Below are 16,761 nucleotides of genomic sequence, written 5' to 3'. Positions count from 1 at the left end.
ATGGTCACAGAAGAGTAACTATCGTACTAAAAAGTACGTACTGTTCATCTCCTCATGAAACGTTCATAATAACAAATGTCAGCAGGTGACATCCTACTGATAGCAAGGAATTATGAAGCGATGAAGGCCGCTTGGCCAACATATATACAGTTACATGAGGAGGAATTACGCATGACGATCAACCATTTACAATCCACAACTAACCTGCATAACGGCGTCCAAATGCCTTGGTTCGGGTTAGGTGTTTTTAAAGTAGAAGACGGTTCTGAGGTAGTTAGTTCCGTCAAAGCAGCCATTCGAAATGGCTACCGCAGCATTGATACAGCAGCTATTTATGGCAACGAGACAGGCGTTGGACAAGCCATTTCCGAGGCACTTGCTGAAACAGGACTTGCTAGAGAGGAATTGTTCGTAACCTCTAAGGTATGGAATGCCGATCTCGGCTATGAGTCGACAATTGCTGCTTATGAAGCAAGCCTATCCAAGCTGGGGCTGGAGTACCTAGACCTGTACCTCATTCATTGGCCGGTCAAAGGGAAATATAAAGAAGCTTGGCGCGCTCTGGAAACTCTGTACAAAGAAGGCCGCGTGAAAGCCATCGGCGTCAGCAACTTCCAAATTCACCAGCTAGAAGATGTGATGAAGGATGCAGAAATCAAGCCAATGGTGAACCAAGTTGAGCTTCACCCGCTTCTGTCACAGCAAGAACTGCTTAGCTTTTCCCAAGAGCATGGCATTCAGCTAGAAGCATGGTCTCCGCTTATGCAGGGCCAGCTATTCGATCATCCTGTTCTCAATGACATCGCCACTAACCACAGCAAATCGGTTGCTCAAGTCATTCTCCGTTGGGATCTGCAGCGCGGCATTGTGACGATACCGAAGTCAATCAAAGAGCAGCGCATTATCGATAACGCCAACGTCTTTGACTTCTCGTTGACCGATGAAGAGATGGCTCGTATCGATGCATTGAACGAGAACAGACGCGTAGGACCTGATCCGGACAACTTTGATTTCTAAGCTGCCTTTGTGGCATTGCGGTGCGCTGTTCCCCGAGTAGTACATTTTACATGGAAATAATACAGTAAATTTGCTCAAATGAGCTAGTTATATAGGTTTAGATGGAATTACTCCTGCTATTCCCCCTGGTTTCCTCATAAAAGGGGCAGCTGTGGCTGAATTAACTGGAGGAACTCCAGTTAATCCACATAAGCTACTATTAGCGCCATTTTTACCTGTAGAAAATACTGTTATTTCACCCTGGAGCATCAATAAAGTGCCTCCGGCTACCCCCATTCTTATATAATGAAAAAGGCACCGGTCCTTCCAAAATGGAGGAATGGGTGCCTTTTCTTTTCGTTTCGTTTTCGTTTACCGTGCGTTCGGGTCCGCTTGCGAAACCCCAAGGATCATGCCGCTTGGATCCGTAAAATAAGCAAGATAGCCCATTCCTGGCATGGCCATTTTGGGAACCACGATCGTTCCGCCATTGGCAGAAATGGCAGCTAAGTAATCATCGATGGAGGGCACCTCGATCGAATTCACTGTTCTAGCCGCGCCATCGGGCGATTTCATTAAACCGCCATCAATGCCTTTCTCATCCGATTCACCCGTTTGAATAAACCAGTAATCCTGCGGCCCTGGAAATTTTGAAAACTTCCATCCGAAGGCATTCGAATAAAATTCGATCACTTTCTCTGGATCAGGCACTTGCATTTCAAAACGTAAAATCTTGCTCATTCAGGTCCCTCTATTTCTGTCGACGCATTAATCGACGTTATGCAGGGCATCTAGTGCTGCCCCTCTGTCTTTCAGGAAAAATACCGAATTGCCTTGATTGCATTCATAGATAAAATCCCTCAAACTTTTACTGTTATACACGTCAAAATCCCCAACGATCGCGACTTTAACCTTATAATTCATAAATTTCTGCAGAATCTCACCTGCAAGGCGGGTCTTCAACTCGAAAAAGTCTTCTGTGATATTGGCCTTGTCCAGCAAGATCTTATGGCATTCCTCCAGATATTGTACAGATGCCATCAAGTCCAAAGCCTCCTGTACATCGCTTATGAGGATGTTCTCACTTTCCACAATAGCCACTCTGGAGTTATTTCTAATATCAACTGTTATATTCATTGGCTATCTCCTTCGAACCTATTCGCGAATTGCCCGTACAGCCGCCTCTAAGACCTGAATCACCTTATCGCACCATTGATCGAACTCCTGATCTTCTCTTTGCAGCTCAGGCTTAGCTAAAATATTAGCTACTGTCGATTTAATCCCTTGATCAAAACGCGTGGTCGCAACGAACTCCGGAACAAGACGCTTCAGCTTCGCATTGTCAAAAACAACGGAATTCGCCTTATCTCCGAGCAAGCCGCCTCTGTAATTCTCCGTACTGCTCGCATCCAAAAATTCAGATGAAACATGGACGGCCTGCAGCTTGACCCCAAGCGCATCAGCAATGGTTTCATATATTTGATTCCAAGTAAGTGTCTCGTCGGAAGTGATATGTACGGACTCCCCAATGGCATGAATATTGCCCATAAGACCAATGAAACCTTTAGCAAAATCGCTATTATGCGTCATTGTCCACAGTGAAGTCCCATCCCCGTGAATGATCACCGGTTTGTTCTCAAGCATACGTTTGGCAACCTGCCAACTGCCTTTACTGCCATGTACACCAAGTGGAATGGAGCGTTCATCATAGGTGTGACTCGGTCTTACGATCGTAATGGGAAAGCCTTGATCGCGGTATTGTTTGAGCAAATAATCCTCACAAGCAATTTTGTTCCTCGAATACTCCCAATATGGGTTGGATAGAGGCGTTCCTTCCGTAATTCTATAATCAGACAGCGGCGTTTGGTACGCAGATGCTGAGCTTATGAACATAAATTGCTTCGTTTTACCTTGAAATAAGCGGTAATCTCTCTCCAGCTGTGCCGGTTCAAATGCGATGAAATCTGCAACGACATCGAACTCCAAGTGTTCAATTAGACTAGCAACATGTTCTTCATCCCGAATGTCCGCTGTGAGCAATTTAGCCCCAGCCGGTAAAGATTCATTTCTTGTGCCTCTATTCAGCAGATAAAGCTCGCACCCACTTTCTAACAGCTGCTTCGTAATTGCTGAACTAATTGTTCCCGTTCCTCCAATAAATAGCGCTTTCATCATCCACCTCCGGTAGTCTTGAGCATTCCCCTCATTTTTATTCGCCAAAGAGAGCCTAAAACCTCCCAGACGGATCAGTTTACCCCGCTTAGTGCAAAGGGCTCCCTAGAAAATCAATAGATATCGAATTAATCAAATAAATGATAAAAGCCTGCGCAAAGCCGCTAAGTGCTGGCTTGGCGCAGACTTTTTCAGATTCCATCCCTATTTCTTATCTTTACTCTCAGGTGTTTTGGGGACTTTCCTTCCCTTAGAACCAAACTCTCGAATGTGCACTTTCGCATCTATTTCTACGTTCGAACGACTGAATGCTTCATCCCAGTCATCCTTTACTTTCTTCCATTCCTGGTAGTTCTTGATTCTGAAATCTTCACCAAAGCCGGCAACGTCCACTTTATAAGTGTCCTTTATTTTCGCAATACCTTGTTCCGCAATGCGTTTTATTTCATCTGCTACAAGTTCGTCCGTCTTTTTAATAAAGTCCTCATCAAGTGCATCGTTTACAGTCCAATCCTCACCAAGGCGACCCTCCGTGTCAATGGAAACATGAAAGGTAATCTGTCCACCATCCACCTGCGGTTTGATCTTTGTAGCTATATGATTAACTTCATAAATAAGATCTTTCTTCGTTTTCTTATCTGTGACCGTGAGCACTCCTCCTCTGCTTCCATGCTTAGTCCCCAAAATAAAGTTGACCCCTGAAACCTCTTCTTTCGTCAACCAGCCGACTAACCGCTTCTTTTTTCCCGAAACAATAGCCGCTCCATGCATCTCAGACCCGTTCGAAAGATCAATAACTTGAACGAGGAAGCTTTGTTGATTAGAAAGATTGACAGACATCTCCCCCAAGGTTACTTGACGAGGCATCTCTAACGTCTTGTAATGATTTCGGGATTTATAAAAAATATTAAAGGAAGGAACCTCATTATTTTCTGTCTTTTTTTCGAGAATGGTGATCGCAGGCCCTTTGGAAAAGTACACACGCACGGTACGTCTCATCTCATGGTCCCGCTGGAAAAAGTTCATTAAATCCAACAAATGAGCCGAGGATGTGATTTTATCGCTTAAGATGATGACCTTCAAATGCGTATAATAAGGAGAACGGTCTGTTCGTGTTGACGTTCTTCTAATGATTTCAAATATATTGGAGCCCCCGTCGGTAAGGTTAAAGTATCCTTTTGTTACGCCTTCCTTCGATCCGACTGTCGTATTGACGAACTGCTGCGTCATTTCTATCCGGTGGTTAGAGGTATCATCCCCTTGATCCAGCGCAATTCCAGCGACCATGCCGATTTGTTCAATTTCCCGTTTATCCCAGCAGCCAGGAAGTACAAGGAATGACAGGAAGAAGAGGAAGAAGGCAGTCCGTCTTGTACGTTGTTTCACGGTATACGACCCCTTTTTCTAAGCGTAGCAATGAGCAGCAATAAGATCGGCATGATGCCCGCCGTGAATAAGGATAGGTTGCCAATAAGTTCTCCGAGTTTGATGCTGCCGTTCAAATCACTTGGATAAATGCCAACGAAATAAATAACGACCAATAAGCCGATATGCACGTAGTTAATATTGATGCCAAACATTTTGCTAATGCCAAGACTTGCTATGTAATGCGAAACGATGTATGTGGTAAAGATCTCAACGAGCCAGACGGCAATGAAAATAACTTCAAAATTCTCCAAGAAAAATCCGGCCATCTCCACGTTTTTAATTAATTCCAAGGTTGGCCAGGTTAATGTGCTGGCTTCTGAAACGCCCAATACATCAATAACAATAACCGCATTAATCGTATATAGGACGATGATCAAGGCAACGCCAATGATGGCTGAAAGCACCATTTTTTTCGGTTTATCCACGAAAGCGGAGAACACCATAATACATTCAAAACCCGAATACGAAAGTGCCGTCGAGAGAAGACCGCTGAAAACAGGACGTATCCCTTCGCTAAGAACAGGACGCAACTTATTAATATCGAAGTCCTGGATGCTGAGCAGCATGACGAACAGTATGCTTATATAGGTTATCGGCAATAAAAACTCCATTAACCGGGCTATCGGATTGATTTGTCCCAAGAGTAAATAACCGGCAACAATTAAAAAAACGATCATTGTCACTTCAATTGGTGTTTGGTCCAACAGGAACTGTCTGATAACTTCAGCTTGCATACGCACTTCGAAAGCAGCCATCAATATGTAGTACACGCAAAATACGACACTAAAAGCCATTCCTATCGCTTTGCCGACAATCTGGTTATTGTAATCAAAGAGGGTTTCTCCGGGAAATCGCCGGCTTACCTTCGCACAAACAACAGCCAACAGCACAGAGATTAATCCCGCTATGATGATGCTCATCCATACGTCAGGAGTACCGATCTTTTCAGAAGTGGCCCTAGGCAGCGTGAGGATGGACAACCCGAGAATCATGGATGTGTTTAAGACCGTTAATTGCGAAATCGAGATCTGATCACTTCGCATAATCTTCATGTTTCCACCACCACCACCCCTCTCTAGTTTTCATTATTTCGCTCGCTTCTTATCTTTGGGATCTAACAATTTCGGTCGCTCTTTTATCCATTTCAAGGGATATTTAATAATCGAATCCTTCCAATCTGACGGATGATAGTGCACGTAGACGCCTGCATAGTTGGTCCCAAAGCTTTTTAACTTCATCATATGGGACAGGAGCAGCAGCGTAACCATAATAATCCCGTATAAGCCTAGTAATGCGGCTGCAAGCATCATAAAGAACCTTAGTAACCGCATGGCAATTCCCGCTGAATAAATCGGTATCGTGTAGGATGCGATTGCCGTCACAGCCACGACAATGACCATGATCGGGCTCACAATACCTGCCTGTACCGCCGATTGCCCAATGACTAGACCACCGACCATGCCGATTGCTTGTCCGATTGGCTTGGGAAGCCGAATAGCGGCTTCACGCAATATTTCAATGGTTATTTCCATCATCATGGCCTCTACATAGGTGGGAAAGGGAACACCTTCCCTGCTGGAAGTGATCGATATGGCCAATTTGGTAGGAATTAGTCCCTGATGAAAAGATATAAATGCAATATAAAGTGATGGCAAATAGAGTGAAACAACGACGAGTATATACCGCATAATGCGGATTATACTTGAATAGATCCAGCGTTCGTTACTGTCTTCCGGAGAGTAAAGCATCATCGGTAATGTTACTGGCACGATAAGGACAAACGGCGTGCCGTCCAAGAGGATAGCTACTTTGCCATCCATCAACGCTGCGACAACTCGATCCGGACGTTCCGTATTCATGATTTGAGGGAAGGGCGAGAACGTATTATCTTCAATAAATTGTTCAATAAACCCCGACTCTGCCGCATCGTCAATATCGATCGTTTCGATCCTGCGACAGACTTCTTCCACCATCTGATTGTTGGCAATATCCTTAATGAAAGCGATAATTAGCTCTCTTTCCGTACGCTTGCCAACGTGATATTGGAGCATCGTGAAAGAGGGATCCTTAATCCGTTGTCGGATTAGAGAAATATTCGTTGAAACATTCTCAACAAAACCTTCGCGTGAGCCCCGTACCACGGATTCGGACTTCGGTTCTTGAATGCTTCTTCCTTCTTGATGTGCCGTACTAAGGATGATATAACTGCTAATTTGATCAATAATGAGTACGGTATTACCTGATAAAATATTGCGAATGCACGCTGCCACTGAGTCGGTTTCGATTAGTTCGGAAAGTACAATCGTGGTGCCCAGCACTCTTTTCTTGAATTGATCCGATAAAGAATCGTCGCTTGCAGCTACCATCTGCATCAGTGGTTGCAGCACGCTTTTATTAATAACTTCCGAACTCCCGATGGTAGTAACATAGATAATTGCCGCTTTCCGCCCTGTACTTCCAAGTATAATTTCTCGCAAAACGACATCATGATTGTGCCCGATGACATCCATAATCGATTGAACACTGTTTGAAAGGGATTCACTTTCCATCAATTCCGTTCCCCACCTTTCAACCTTATTAGTAATCATCTTGGTATTATTCGTTTGGAAAGAATTTCTTATACTAGTAGTAAAAAACCCGACCAGCTCTACTGAGCTAATCGGGCTTCTAATTACTGATTTGGCATCTTTATGTTCTACTCACTCGCATCGGCGCGAAAAAAGCTTCCTCTACATCTCGAGCAGGCAGTGGCCTGCTGTAATAATAACCTTGAATCTTCTTACAGTCATTATCCATTAAAATATCCAGCTGTTCCTTCGTCTCAATGCCTTCCGCAATGACGTCCATATTCAAATGCTGGGCCATGGAGATAATCGTGGCCACAATTGCTTTATCATTATTGTTCTCCGTAATATCGCGGATGAACGAACGGTCAATTTTGAGCTTGTGGATCGGCAGAAGCTTCAGATAACTCAAGGAACTATATCCCGTTCCGAAGTCATCCAAACTGATCCGAATGCCAGATTCCGTCAATTCATTCAAAATACTTCTGGAAACAGACGCATCCATCATCATGCTTTCCGTAATCTCTAGCTCCAGATATTGCGGCTCAAGTTCAGTTTCCGCTAGGATTTCTTTAATGTACATTGCCAAATTGGTCTGGTGGAACTGCTGAGAAGATAAATTGACGGAAACAGGAATCAAGGGCCCGCCTCCACGATGCCATTCTTTCATTTGTCGGCAAGCTTCTCTCAGCACCCATGTGCCCATTTCATAAATAATGCCTGTTTCTTCCGCGATGGGAATGAAAACGCCTGGCGAAATCGTGCCCTTCGTCGGATGATTCCAACGCACGAGCGCTTCGACTCCAATCATCTGGCTATCCCCGGCGCGAATCTGCGGCTGATAATTCAAGAACAGCTGATTGCGCGAGATCGCCTGACGCAAATCAACTTCCAACTCAATTTTCTCCTGTAATTGCGCGTTCAATTCGCCCGTATAGAACTGGTACCCGTTCTTGCCGTTCTTCTTCACTTCGTACATCGCGGTGTCTGCATTCTTGAGCAGTTGCACCGCATCTGCGCCGTCATTTGGATATACCGCAATACCGATACTTGCTGTGACGTAGAAATCATTCTCTTTAAGACGATACGGCACACCAATCGCTTTGATGATTTGTTCAGCAAAATTTGCAACTTGGTTCGTATCGTAGCTGCTGTCACAGAGCAGTGTGAACTCATCGCCGCCCATGCGCGCTAAAGTCACCTTCATACCCTCCATGCACCGACGGATACGTTCACACATTTCCTGCAGAAATTGGTCTCCATAGGTATGTCCGAGCGAATCATTAATTAATTTAAACCGATCCAGATCCATCACCATGACAGCGAACTGCTTAGCATCGCTATCAATCATTTGCGCCAGCACTTCATTGAACATCCGTCTATTGGGCATTCCTGTCAGCTCATCATGAAAGGCAAGGTGTTGGATCTTCTCTTTGGATTGCTTTTCTTCCGTAATGTCTTTGGCAATAATATAGCTGCCGACAACCTGCCCATCTAGGATGACTGGAGCGTTAATCACACTGAGCTCGACGCGGTGTCCATGCTCGTGCATAATCGCAGTCTGGTAAGTCTGCATCTCTCCGTCTCGGGACTTCGTGAACATCTCTCTCGTGCGCTCCTGATCCTCCGGTACAATGAAAGGCAAGATGTTGTCTATCGTTTGGTTGCGGAACCAATCACCGGTTAGCCCTGTAAGTTCCGTTACAGCGGAATTGAACCCAATAATGCGATAGTCCATATTGATCGAAATGATGCCATCCTGATTATTTTCGAATAAGGATTTATACCATTTCTCATGTTCCTGGATTTCGTTATCTTTGCGTGACAATCGATTGGAAATATAAATGCCAAAAAGCGACAAACCTAACGTGAACAGCGTACCCCCTGCGATCGTATAAGCCAAAAGCTTCTGATCCAGAAACATACCTGTTTGATCTATTGTATCCAGCATTTCAAATTGTGCAGCATACATGCCCGTATAGTGCATGCCAACTACGGCAGCTCCCATGATTAATCCACTGCCGAGCTTCTTCCACATTCTACTTGGCTCTGTTCCCTTACGGAAATAGAAAGCCAACCACAACGCCGCAATGGACGCAACAAGAGCAATAAGAATTGATAGTGCGAAATAAACAGGTTTATAGGAAATATTAATTTCCATCGCTGCCATCCCAATGTAATGCATAGCCGAGATGCCCGTTGCGAGCAGAAGCCCTCCAGTAAGCAATAATCGCCAAGATAACTGACTTCGTCCAACCACATACAAAGCAAGGAAGGAAGCCGCGATCACAACGACGACGGAAAGTATGACATTGACCAAGTTATAGGCAACAGAAATGTTCAGCGAAAATGCAAGCATCCCGACAAAATGCATGGACCATACGCCCAAACCCATTGCGATCGCTCCAAAAAGGAGCCAAGACCAGCGAGATACTCCTTTGGAAGTGCTGATTCTTCCTACTAAATCGAGGACTGTATAGGATGCTACGACAGCAACCACATAGGAAAATGCAACTAGAACCATATCGTATGTACCATGCAGATGATGCACTTCTAAACCTCATTTCAACGATAAAATATTGGTAAATAAATATATAATATATATATTACCTGATTTATAGAGAGATAAATAGCATCCTATCATGTAAAAAAAGGCTAACTGATCAACAGTTAACCCTTTCGACACACATTATTTGACATCATGGACTACTTCCGTTGCGGGTGTTCTCCACCGCCTTCAGGCGTCTATGAGAGGGATATCTCGCTAACTTACGAGATTGAACCCGGGCTAACCTCGCACGGCAGCAGCGAGCAGATGAAGCAGGTGGTTATGGAAAGCACCTGGGAGATAGCCTATTTCAGTTTTAAGTCAAGTTTCTTAGTACCCATATTTTACCTTTTTATTCATCCTATTAAACCATTATAGATAGGCATTTGGAATTAAATTGAAAATTATACGCTATATAGTGTTTACTTCCATATATTTATAGTTTAATATAACCATTAATTATTCCTTTTTATGGAATATAAATAATTATATGGAGGTTTTATCGTGAAAAAGTTTAAAACTTTAGCCCTGACCTTTACAGTTGCTACCTCAGTTCTTCTCTCGGGTACCTCAGCCTTTGCTCTAGGAACCGCAAATAATAACGATAGCTCCGCTTCGCCAAATGTTTTTAGTGGCAGCAGTGATTCCTTTGACGGAACTATTGATAATTCAGTAGATAAAGACTTTGATTATTACAAATGGGTGAACGATACGGGTTCAGCTAAATCTTTCTATGTAAATTTTGACACGTATGAAAATCGAAGCCTTGATTATCGCATTAATTCTATTGGAGTATCTGGTATTGGTGCCGCTGCAACTCGTGTGTCTGTTGCCACAGGCCGAGAAGCATGGCTTGTATATCTTCCTGCAGGTGAAAGATTAACTGTTCAGGTTACTTCAGCTACATTCTCTAACTACGACCCAACGAAAAAGTACGTAATTAGCTTGGGGAGCTCCCCTTGGTTTTAAATAGGCATTAACATATCAAACCCTATTTTAAGGCAAAAAAACCATCAATCCGACTTCTGTCCGGTTGATGGTTTTCCTTCGTCTTTTCAAAATAAATGATGGATTTGAATATCCTTGTTAAATTCCCTTAAATATTCAACGATCAGCCGTCTATGGCACTGATGGGGTTTATGTTCGCTGCATAAGAAACACACGGCTTCCTCTTCCCCCAGAAAGACATCCATCTTCTGCTCTATCTTCCGTTCAGCGATCAAATTTACAAAGATTTTCTCAAATTCATCCCAGGCGATTTGCTTCTTCTTGATAGCTTCTAGGATTTCTTTGGTGGGAGCTAGATCAAGCTCGTGCGCATATTTGATGTTTACTAGTTCCAAAATATATATTAAATCTTCCTTTTTCGCATAACCCGCTAGCTGCGACACATTATTAAGCCTAGTATCAACAACCTTGGTTACTTGATTTTCGCGCAAATGATTAACGAATGTTCGCAGAGATTTCTCAGCAAAACCGATGGTGTACACGTTGCTCATTGTCATTTTCACCTCATATCACATTATCGGAACCATCACTCTTATGCCTACTAGTGGCATATTCGATGCAGATCACCGTTTTCCTTTAGCTTTATTTATAAATTCGTCATAGCGTTCTCGTGTATAAAAAAGAGAGGCAGTTAGAAACCATACGGTTTCAGACTGCCTCATTCGTTGCTTTAATACGATGAATGACACTTCGTTCCTGTTCGTGATTCATCTCTTCTATTCTTCTGTTTAGAAAGAAAGCATCGACCCAACTCCAAAGCAAAGATCCAGCTAATATGGCTATGCTAAACCATAAGAGAAAGTAACTAAATGCTTCTAACTCTGTGTAGATTGCCAATAGAAAGATCGCAATACCAGGAACGACCGTAGCCGCAAACATCAAGCTTGCGTATAGATAATTTTCTGTATAGTAACGGTGAGCTCCAAAGTAATGCAACACAGACCATAGTGCCCAGACAACTTCCTTAGATTTGCGCTTCTTCAGCAGTTCTGCTTCTAAGATCGCCAGCTCTTCCAACGTTAACGTACGCAATAATTGTAAATTATCCATAGGTATGTACGTTATGCCTGAGCTGCAGCAACTTCTGAGTTTGCCCGCGCTTGGTGGATCAGACGGATTTCCGAAATAATTTCGTTCTCAACCTTTTCATTCGTATCTCTAATCATGCCTGATAACAAGAACAAATCAACGAGTGCCCAGATACCTAATCCACCCAATGTGAGTAACATGGCAACTCCAGTACCAATTCGTCCTAAGTAGAAACGGTGACCCCCGATTCCGCCTGTGAAGAACCATAGCAACCAAGCGATACCGCCTGATTTCTGTTTCTTAGTCATCTCGGAAGCCAGCAATTGAAGCTGTTCCGATGTTAAACTCTGTTTCTGTAATAGTGACGACATATTTCGACCCCTTCTCGTATAATGTTTAAATTATACATGGTCGATCTTTCATTTTATATCAATTTTCCCTAAATTTTGGTCAAGTTTTCATAAAGATTGCTATGAAAAAAAGAAAACACCCGCTTGGGTGTCATCTTTCCTTTTACCTTTGCCCTGAAGACCGCTCTGTCGCCGGCACCGGAGTTAGTACTCTAGTGGTTGATTCTGATTGTGCTGGTCGAACATCGGGTGTCTCAGGTGCTGGCGCTGTCGTCGGTCCTTTTACATCTCGACGAGATGGAGTCATCGGCGTCACCTCACTCGCTTGTCTCCGACTCTCCACTACCTGAGGTATAGCAGTTTGCCTTGACTCTTCAACGGATGCGACGGGCGAAGGCTTCGCCTCGCCTCCTCTTGAGGCCACTGCTCTTGATCTTGTCTCTTCCGCAGTAACTGCGGGTGGCGTGGTTGGTGTCACGGAATCAGCAGACTTCGTATCACTAACTACTTCTGTTCCTGTCTTTTTATCGGTATCTGTTGTTTGTGTTGTATTCGTTGTGTTCGTCGTCTGATCTGTTGAGCTCGATGTATTTGTCGTAGTTGTATCTGTCGTCTTTTGATCAATAGTCGGCGAGTTCGATGGAGCTGAAGACTGCTTATCGACATTAGCATTCGTTAATGAACAACCGCTAATAATGAGAATAGCAGCTAACCCAACGAACGACCACCGGTACGAATTAAATTGAAACTGCTTAATCATAATAATTCTCCTTTTTAACTGTGACTTGCTTCCAGATAAATTAACATTGCCAGGCACGCTTACTGGGCGGGTATAGCTTTCCAATAGTTGAATGAGCGTATAGCCGTAATTCTCCCTTTTAGCTGGCTCAAGATAAGAAAGGGCTAACGCATCGCTCGCAATCTCCTGATCATCACGCATGCGTTGATTCGCGTACCAAAGTACAGGATTGAACCAATGAATAATCAATAGAATCTGCATGATCCAATTGATCGCAATATCATTGCGTTTACAATGCGCCAGCTCATGCAGAAAGATATGGCGGATTTGTTCCTGATCTAAGCTATCAATGACCCTCTGTGGTATAACTAACCTTGGGTTCCAGAATCCAAAAAGCGTCGGCATCGTCAACTGATCCGATACGACTAGAATGACTCGTTTATGTACGGACATAAGCTTTTGACATTGAGCGAACAACTGCAGGATGCCGATGTCTGTTATCGGAGTCGTTTCTTTTGATATTTTCTGCGCAAACTTTCGGTTGATCACAAATGTATATAGGCCAAATAAGATAATACCAAGCAGCCATACATAGATAGAGTACCTGTACAAAATAGTACCTACAGAGTCCACAGCAGCTAATCCCTCTTGTGTTCCTATCTGAACCGCGGAGTCGATTTCGTGAATGCCCTTAGAGTAAGATAGCCAGTTATAGATGCTCAAATCGCTTTCCAGGTCCCAGGGTAGGAGCAGTCGCACCATCACCAACAACCACATGAGATAGTGCCATCTAGGTTTTATTCGCTTACGCAGGATACGCTGGGTCAGCATAATCAACACGACCGTAATGGCTGCCATGACCGATACAGACAAAATCCACTCAAAAATTCCGTTGAGGAGTTCATTGGTTTGGTTCACTTTCACCCTTTCCTTTCCTGTTATTTCGATTTATTTTCGAGAATATTTTTTAACTCCTTAATATCTTCCTCCGAGAGCTGTTCTTCCTTCAAAAAGTTAACCAGCATTGGCTTAAAGGCACCACCGTACATTCTTTTGAGAAAAGATTGCGTCTCTGACTTCACACACTCGCCCTCAGAAACTAAAGGGAAATAGGCATAAACTCTGTTCTCTTGCGTAAATGACAGGGCCTGCTTCTGCGTTAGTCTGTTCAAAAGGGTCCGAATCGTTTTGGGCTTCCAATCCGTCTGGTCCTGCATGGCTGCAATCACTTCATTAGCCGTACGTGGCGATTGATTCCAAAGCACCTTCATGACTTCCCATTCAGCATCCGTAATATGAGGGACAGTCTTCACATAGCTACCTCCTTTCCACTTGGATTACAAATGTAATACAAACTCAGTATTACATTTGTAATCCACACTTGTCAAGTTCAACGACAGGTCGCGAATTAGCGAAAAAACCACCCCGCAGAAGGATGGTTTCCCGTGATTTCCTATTTTTTTACCTCTGAACCACATAAGGGCCAATAAGTGAAAGGAATACTTGCACATCTTTTTTGCTAAAAGGGTTTGGAGGCTGCACCAGAAGGGCAGCAACTCGGGCCAAATCCACTTCACCCTCGCCTGCAAAAAAAGCGGATTTCACAGCATCATGGACCTCAGCTTCCGTTCTATTATCGGAAATGGGGCTAATTTTCATATTCATAGATATATTCCCTGTAGTGTCCTTAACGCCAATACCGATACTGGTTGCTCCATGGGGAATCGAGAATCCTTCAGGCAGAGTGAACATCGGCGCAGCACCTTTCAATACTTCACCAACTAAGCTTATTGGGCGGTTGAAACTATCTAAGAAATAAATCTGATAGCTATGGAGATTCGACTCATCGGCCGCACGGTCCCAAGTTAGAAAGCCGCGTAGTTGATCAGCCTGCTCATCCATATCCACGAAGCTCATATTTGGAGGAAGCTTCGTATTAAGCACGCTATTTTTGACAGGAATAAATATCGGTGCACTCTCTTTGCCATCATTGCCATAGGAATAGAGAGCAAATTGAGTAGCATTAGCTGGAACAGGCTGGTTGTCATCTAACATGTAAAATAGCTGCGTATATGATCTGGGCGAATAGATCGTCGCGAGCGCTTGTAATTTATCACCGTTTGCGCTGCTGAAATATAGATTATAGCCTCGAATCTGACTCATCTCAGAGGGCAAAGCGAAGCTAATACTCCCAGAAATCGTATGTGCATTGATCGTGTATGTATAGTCTTGAATATTCGAAGGCATAGGAAGGCTGCCCGAATAATCAGCGGACAGTAACGTGTCGGCTTGGCGGTTATCCATGACATTAACAGTTGGATAAGTGGAATACTCCTCACCAGCACTGTTAACGCTGCCCACTAAGATGGCACCCGTGCCAGCAGGGAATGCATCAAATACATATTCGTATGCTCCATCTGACTTCTTGGCTACAGTATCCCAGTATTTCCACTGGTTGTCTCCAATTACCCAGTAATAAATGTTATAACCTGCCAAAGAGGCTTCATCATTGGCTCCAGCCCAAGTAACCCGTGCGTTAATCATACCGCCATTTGCATGGGTATCTCGAAACTTCAGGGATCCAACAGCATGTAAATTGTAGTGCCACAAAGGTACCGTTCTACTATCAAGCACACAAGAGTTACTGTCTAGTAAAGTAATTCCTAGGCGAGTTGCGCCTGAAGGCAATGCTATATTCGTTATTGTACTTGTATAGAAGTTGCGTTCATCGGAATAAACGGATGTGAGAACAGAACCTATAGGGGTATTCCCATTGTCCATGAATTGGAGCCGCATTTCGGAATGAATAGGGACAGTACCATAAGTTGACCATGAAACAGTTCCCTCAAACTCATTAGCACTTGATGAATGATCGTTAATACTTAGCGAGCTGAGTCCTATCGAAGTATTGTCATCCGTTAGGCAAAAGGTATGCTCAAAGGCCTGCCCTGCTGTGAGCGTTCCGGATTGTATAGAGCTGTTCCTGAAGTAATTTGCTGACGCTGTGAGCGTGAAATCACCAATTGGCAAATTAGGAAATGAAGCAATGCCATTAGCGTCCGTTCTCACTGTCAGCGGAAAAGGGAGTGCGGATGACGTAAAGATTACATTAGCATAGGCGATAACGTTCCCGGACGTTGACTTAACCGTAATGTTCGCCGATGCCTTTTCTGTTGCCGCGTGAGCTGTCGAAAAGCTGCAAACGTACGTGAATACCAACATAAATAAAAGAATAACTGGTGCAAAAATCCTAATGACTTTCATGATTACCCCCAAATAATGACTAGTAACCACATCATATCATAGGACTTAAGACATATATAGACTAATCGTTTAAGCCTTTTCCTTCGAGGATTTATTGCACATTTTTCTCCACTCTCCGGCTAAAATGATATACGCGTAGAGGGTGCCCCAAAAGCCATAAAAATGGCCGGGCACCCTCTTTTTTCAAACCTCTGTTAGATTAATATTGTCCCTTAATTACGAAAAAAGAGCCCCGAATTGTTCCAGCTAATTTCGACTTCTGTCTAGCGAACTTGAACTTCGTTTCTAACTCCTTCGGTACTTCCATTCCCTCTGAAAGCTTGAAACCAACCGCCCGCTTCTTAGGGTCATCCACTGTATACATCACATTGATCGAAAGACCGTCCTCATAGAAGACGTAGGTAAATTGGATGTTTTCCACTTGAAAACGCGACGTTTCTAGAGGTTTGGCAGCAAACTCAATGTCACGTTCTTTTAAAATTTGGTTCGCATAATCCAGGTTTTCCTGACTTTCACTAGCTGGTACAACCTCAAATTCATGCTTGTATTTGTTCATGAAATAACGGGCTTCATTGGCGCGTAAACCAGCAAGCGCTTCTGCTACAGGGGAAGACTCTAAACCTATTGTAGACACATTTTTAAAATCAACGATATACGACATTT

Annotated in this window: 16 protein-coding genes; 2 read left to right on the top strand and 14 right to left on the bottom strand. The window is 43.6% G+C overall.

Annotated elements, in window-relative coordinates; translation table 11 throughout:
* Positions 1–171: 171 nt before the first annotated feature.
* Positions 172–1,017 (top strand): aldo/keto reductase, encoded by an 846-nt coding sequence (locus tag GQF01_RS11690; protein ID WP_161406934.1) that lies wholly within the window; start codon positions 172–174, stop codon positions 1,015–1,017.
* A gap of 351 nt (positions 1,018–1,368) precedes the next feature.
* Here GQF01_RS11690 and GQF01_RS11685 read toward each other — a convergent pair whose 3' ends face one another.
* The 7 genes from GQF01_RS11685 to GQF01_RS11655 form a co-directional block, all read right to left on the bottom strand.
* Positions 1,369–1,737, bottom strand: coding sequence for a VOC family protein (locus tag GQF01_RS11685; protein WP_161406933.1), 369 nt, complete (start codon positions 1,735–1,737; stop codon positions 1,369–1,371).
* A 27-nt stretch (positions 1,738–1,764) separates the two neighbouring features.
* Positions 1,765–2,133, bottom strand: coding sequence for a DUF4180 domain-containing protein (locus GQF01_RS11680; protein ID WP_161406932.1), 369 nt, complete (start codon positions 2,131–2,133; stop codon positions 1,765–1,767).
* A gap of 18 nt (positions 2,134–2,151) precedes the next feature.
* Positions 2,152–3,168 carry an SDR family oxidoreductase gene (locus GQF01_RS11675; RefSeq protein WP_161407154.1) on the bottom strand — a complete coding sequence of 339 codons (1,017 nt, stop codon included), beginning with the start codon at positions 3,166–3,168 and terminating at the stop codon, positions 2,152–2,154.
* Between the two features lie 204 nt (positions 3,169–3,372).
* Positions 3,373–4,554, bottom strand: coding sequence for a Ger(x)C family spore germination protein (locus tag GQF01_RS11670; RefSeq protein ID WP_161406931.1), 1,182 nt, complete (start codon positions 4,552–4,554; stop codon positions 3,373–3,375).
* Positions 4,551–5,648 carry a GerAB/ArcD/ProY family transporter gene (locus GQF01_RS11665; protein WP_161406930.1) on the bottom strand — a complete coding sequence of 366 codons (1,098 nt, stop codon included), beginning with the start codon at positions 5,646–5,648 and terminating at the stop codon, positions 4,551–4,553. Before GQF01_RS11665 ends, GQF01_RS11670 begins: the two co-directional genes overlap by 4 nt.
* A gap of 33 nt (positions 5,649–5,681) precedes the next feature.
* Positions 5,682–7,145 (bottom strand): spore germination protein, encoded by a 1,464-nt coding sequence (locus GQF01_RS11660; protein ID WP_235959546.1) that lies wholly within the window; start codon positions 7,143–7,145, stop codon positions 5,682–5,684.
* A gap of 139 nt (positions 7,146–7,284) precedes the next feature.
* Entirely contained in the window at positions 7,285–9,711 is a 2,427-nt protein-coding gene (locus tag GQF01_RS11655; RefSeq protein WP_328803443.1) for an EAL domain-containing protein, read from the bottom strand.
* A gap of 501 nt (positions 9,712–10,212) precedes the next feature.
* On the opposite strand from GQF01_RS11655, the gene GQF01_RS11650 reads away from it, so the two are divergent.
* Entirely contained in the window at positions 10,213–10,677 is a 465-nt protein-coding gene (locus GQF01_RS11650) for a hypothetical protein (protein WP_161406928.1), read from the top strand.
* A gap of 86 nt (positions 10,678–10,763) precedes the next feature.
* On the opposite strand, the gene GQF01_RS11645 is transcribed toward GQF01_RS11650, so the two are convergent.
* The 7 genes from GQF01_RS11645 to GQF01_RS11615 form a co-directional block, all read right to left on the bottom strand.
* The gene (locus GQF01_RS11645; protein ID WP_235959451.1) at positions 10,764–11,213 is read right to left on the bottom strand and encodes a DUF488 domain-containing protein; all 450 of its coding nucleotides are present in this window, start codon (positions 11,211–11,213) and stop codon (positions 10,764–10,766) included.
* 151 nt (positions 11,214–11,364) lie between these two features.
* On the bottom strand, positions 11,365–11,766 hold the full coding sequence (locus GQF01_RS11640) for an NINE protein (protein WP_161406927.1): 402 nt from the start codon (positions 11,764–11,766) through the stop codon (positions 11,365–11,367).
* A gap of 11 nt (positions 11,767–11,777) precedes the next feature.
* A complete protein-coding gene (locus GQF01_RS11635) occupies positions 11,778–12,116 on the bottom strand; it encodes a TM2 domain-containing protein (RefSeq protein ID WP_161406926.1) in 339 nt (112 codons plus the stop codon).
* A 142-nt stretch (positions 12,117–12,258) separates the two neighbouring features.
* Entirely contained in the window at positions 12,259–13,758 is a 1,500-nt protein-coding gene (locus tag GQF01_RS11630) for a M56 family metallopeptidase (RefSeq protein ID WP_161406925.1), read from the bottom strand.
* 14 nt (positions 13,759–13,772) lie between these two features.
* Positions 13,773–14,147, bottom strand: coding sequence for a penicillinase repressor BlaI (gene blaI, locus GQF01_RS11625; protein ID WP_161406924.1), 375 nt, complete (start codon positions 14,145–14,147; stop codon positions 13,773–13,775).
* Positions 14,148–14,295: 148 nt separating this feature from the next.
* A complete protein-coding gene (locus GQF01_RS11620; protein ID WP_161406923.1) occupies positions 14,296–16,098 on the bottom strand; it encodes a carboxypeptidase-like regulatory domain-containing protein in 1,803 nt (600 codons plus the stop codon).
* A 199-nt stretch (positions 16,099–16,297) separates the two neighbouring features.
* Positions 16,298–16,759, bottom strand: coding sequence for a phage tail protein (locus GQF01_RS11615; RefSeq protein WP_161406922.1), 462 nt, complete (start codon positions 16,757–16,759; stop codon positions 16,298–16,300).
* Between the last annotated feature and the right edge of the window lie 2 nt (positions 16,760–16,761).

The sequence above is a fragment of the Paenibacillus silvestris genome, from assembly GCF_009882985.1.
GTDB classification, from domain to species: domain Bacteria; phylum Bacillota; class Bacilli; order Paenibacillales; family NBRC-103111; genus Paenibacillus_E; species Paenibacillus_E silvestris.
The sequence above is the reverse complement of the archived record's forward strand: the minus strand, read 5'-3'. Positions and strand labels throughout refer to the sequence as shown.

Excerpts from the sequence above, each read along its gene's own strand:
- GQF01_RS11690 (WP_161406934.1), top strand. The coding sequence starts at position 172 with ATGACGATCAACCATTTACAATCCACAACTAACCTGCATAACGGCGTC.
- GQF01_RS11685 (WP_161406933.1), bottom strand. The coding sequence starts at position 1,737 with ATGAGCAAGATTTTACGTTTTGAAATGCAAGTGCCTGATCCAGAGAAA.
- GQF01_RS11680 (WP_161406932.1), bottom strand. The coding sequence starts at position 2,133 with ATGAATATAACAGTTGATATTAGAAATAACTCCAGAGTGGCTATTGTG.
- GQF01_RS11675 (WP_161407154.1), bottom strand. The coding sequence starts at position 3,168 with ATGAAAGCGCTATTTATTGGAGGAACGGGAACAATTAGTTCAGCAATT.
- GQF01_RS11665 (WP_161406930.1), bottom strand. The coding sequence starts at position 5,648 with ATGAAGATTATGCGAAGTGATCAGATCTCGATTTCGCAATTAACGGTC.
- GQF01_RS11660 (WP_235959546.1), bottom strand. The coding sequence starts at position 7,145 with ATGGAAAGTGAATCCCTTTCAAACAGTGTTCAATCGATTATGGATGTC.
- GQF01_RS11645 (WP_235959451.1), bottom strand. The coding sequence starts at position 11,213 with ATGACAATGAGCAACGTGTACACCATCGGTTTTGCTGAGAAATCTCTG.
- GQF01_RS11640 (WP_161406927.1), bottom strand. The coding sequence starts at position 11,766 with ATGGATAATTTACAATTATTGCGTACGTTAACGTTGGAAGAGCTGGCG.
- GQF01_RS11635 (WP_161406926.1), bottom strand. The coding sequence starts at position 12,116 with ATGTCGTCACTATTACAGAAACAGAGTTTAACATCGGAACAGCTTCAA.
- GQF01_RS11620 (WP_161406923.1), bottom strand. The coding sequence starts at position 16,098 with ATGAAAGTCATTAGGATTTTTGCACCAGTTATTCTTTTATTTATGTTG.
- GQF01_RS11615 (WP_161406922.1), bottom strand. The coding sequence starts at position 16,759 with ATGTCGTATATCGTTGATTTTAAAAATGTGTCTACAATAGGTTTAGAG.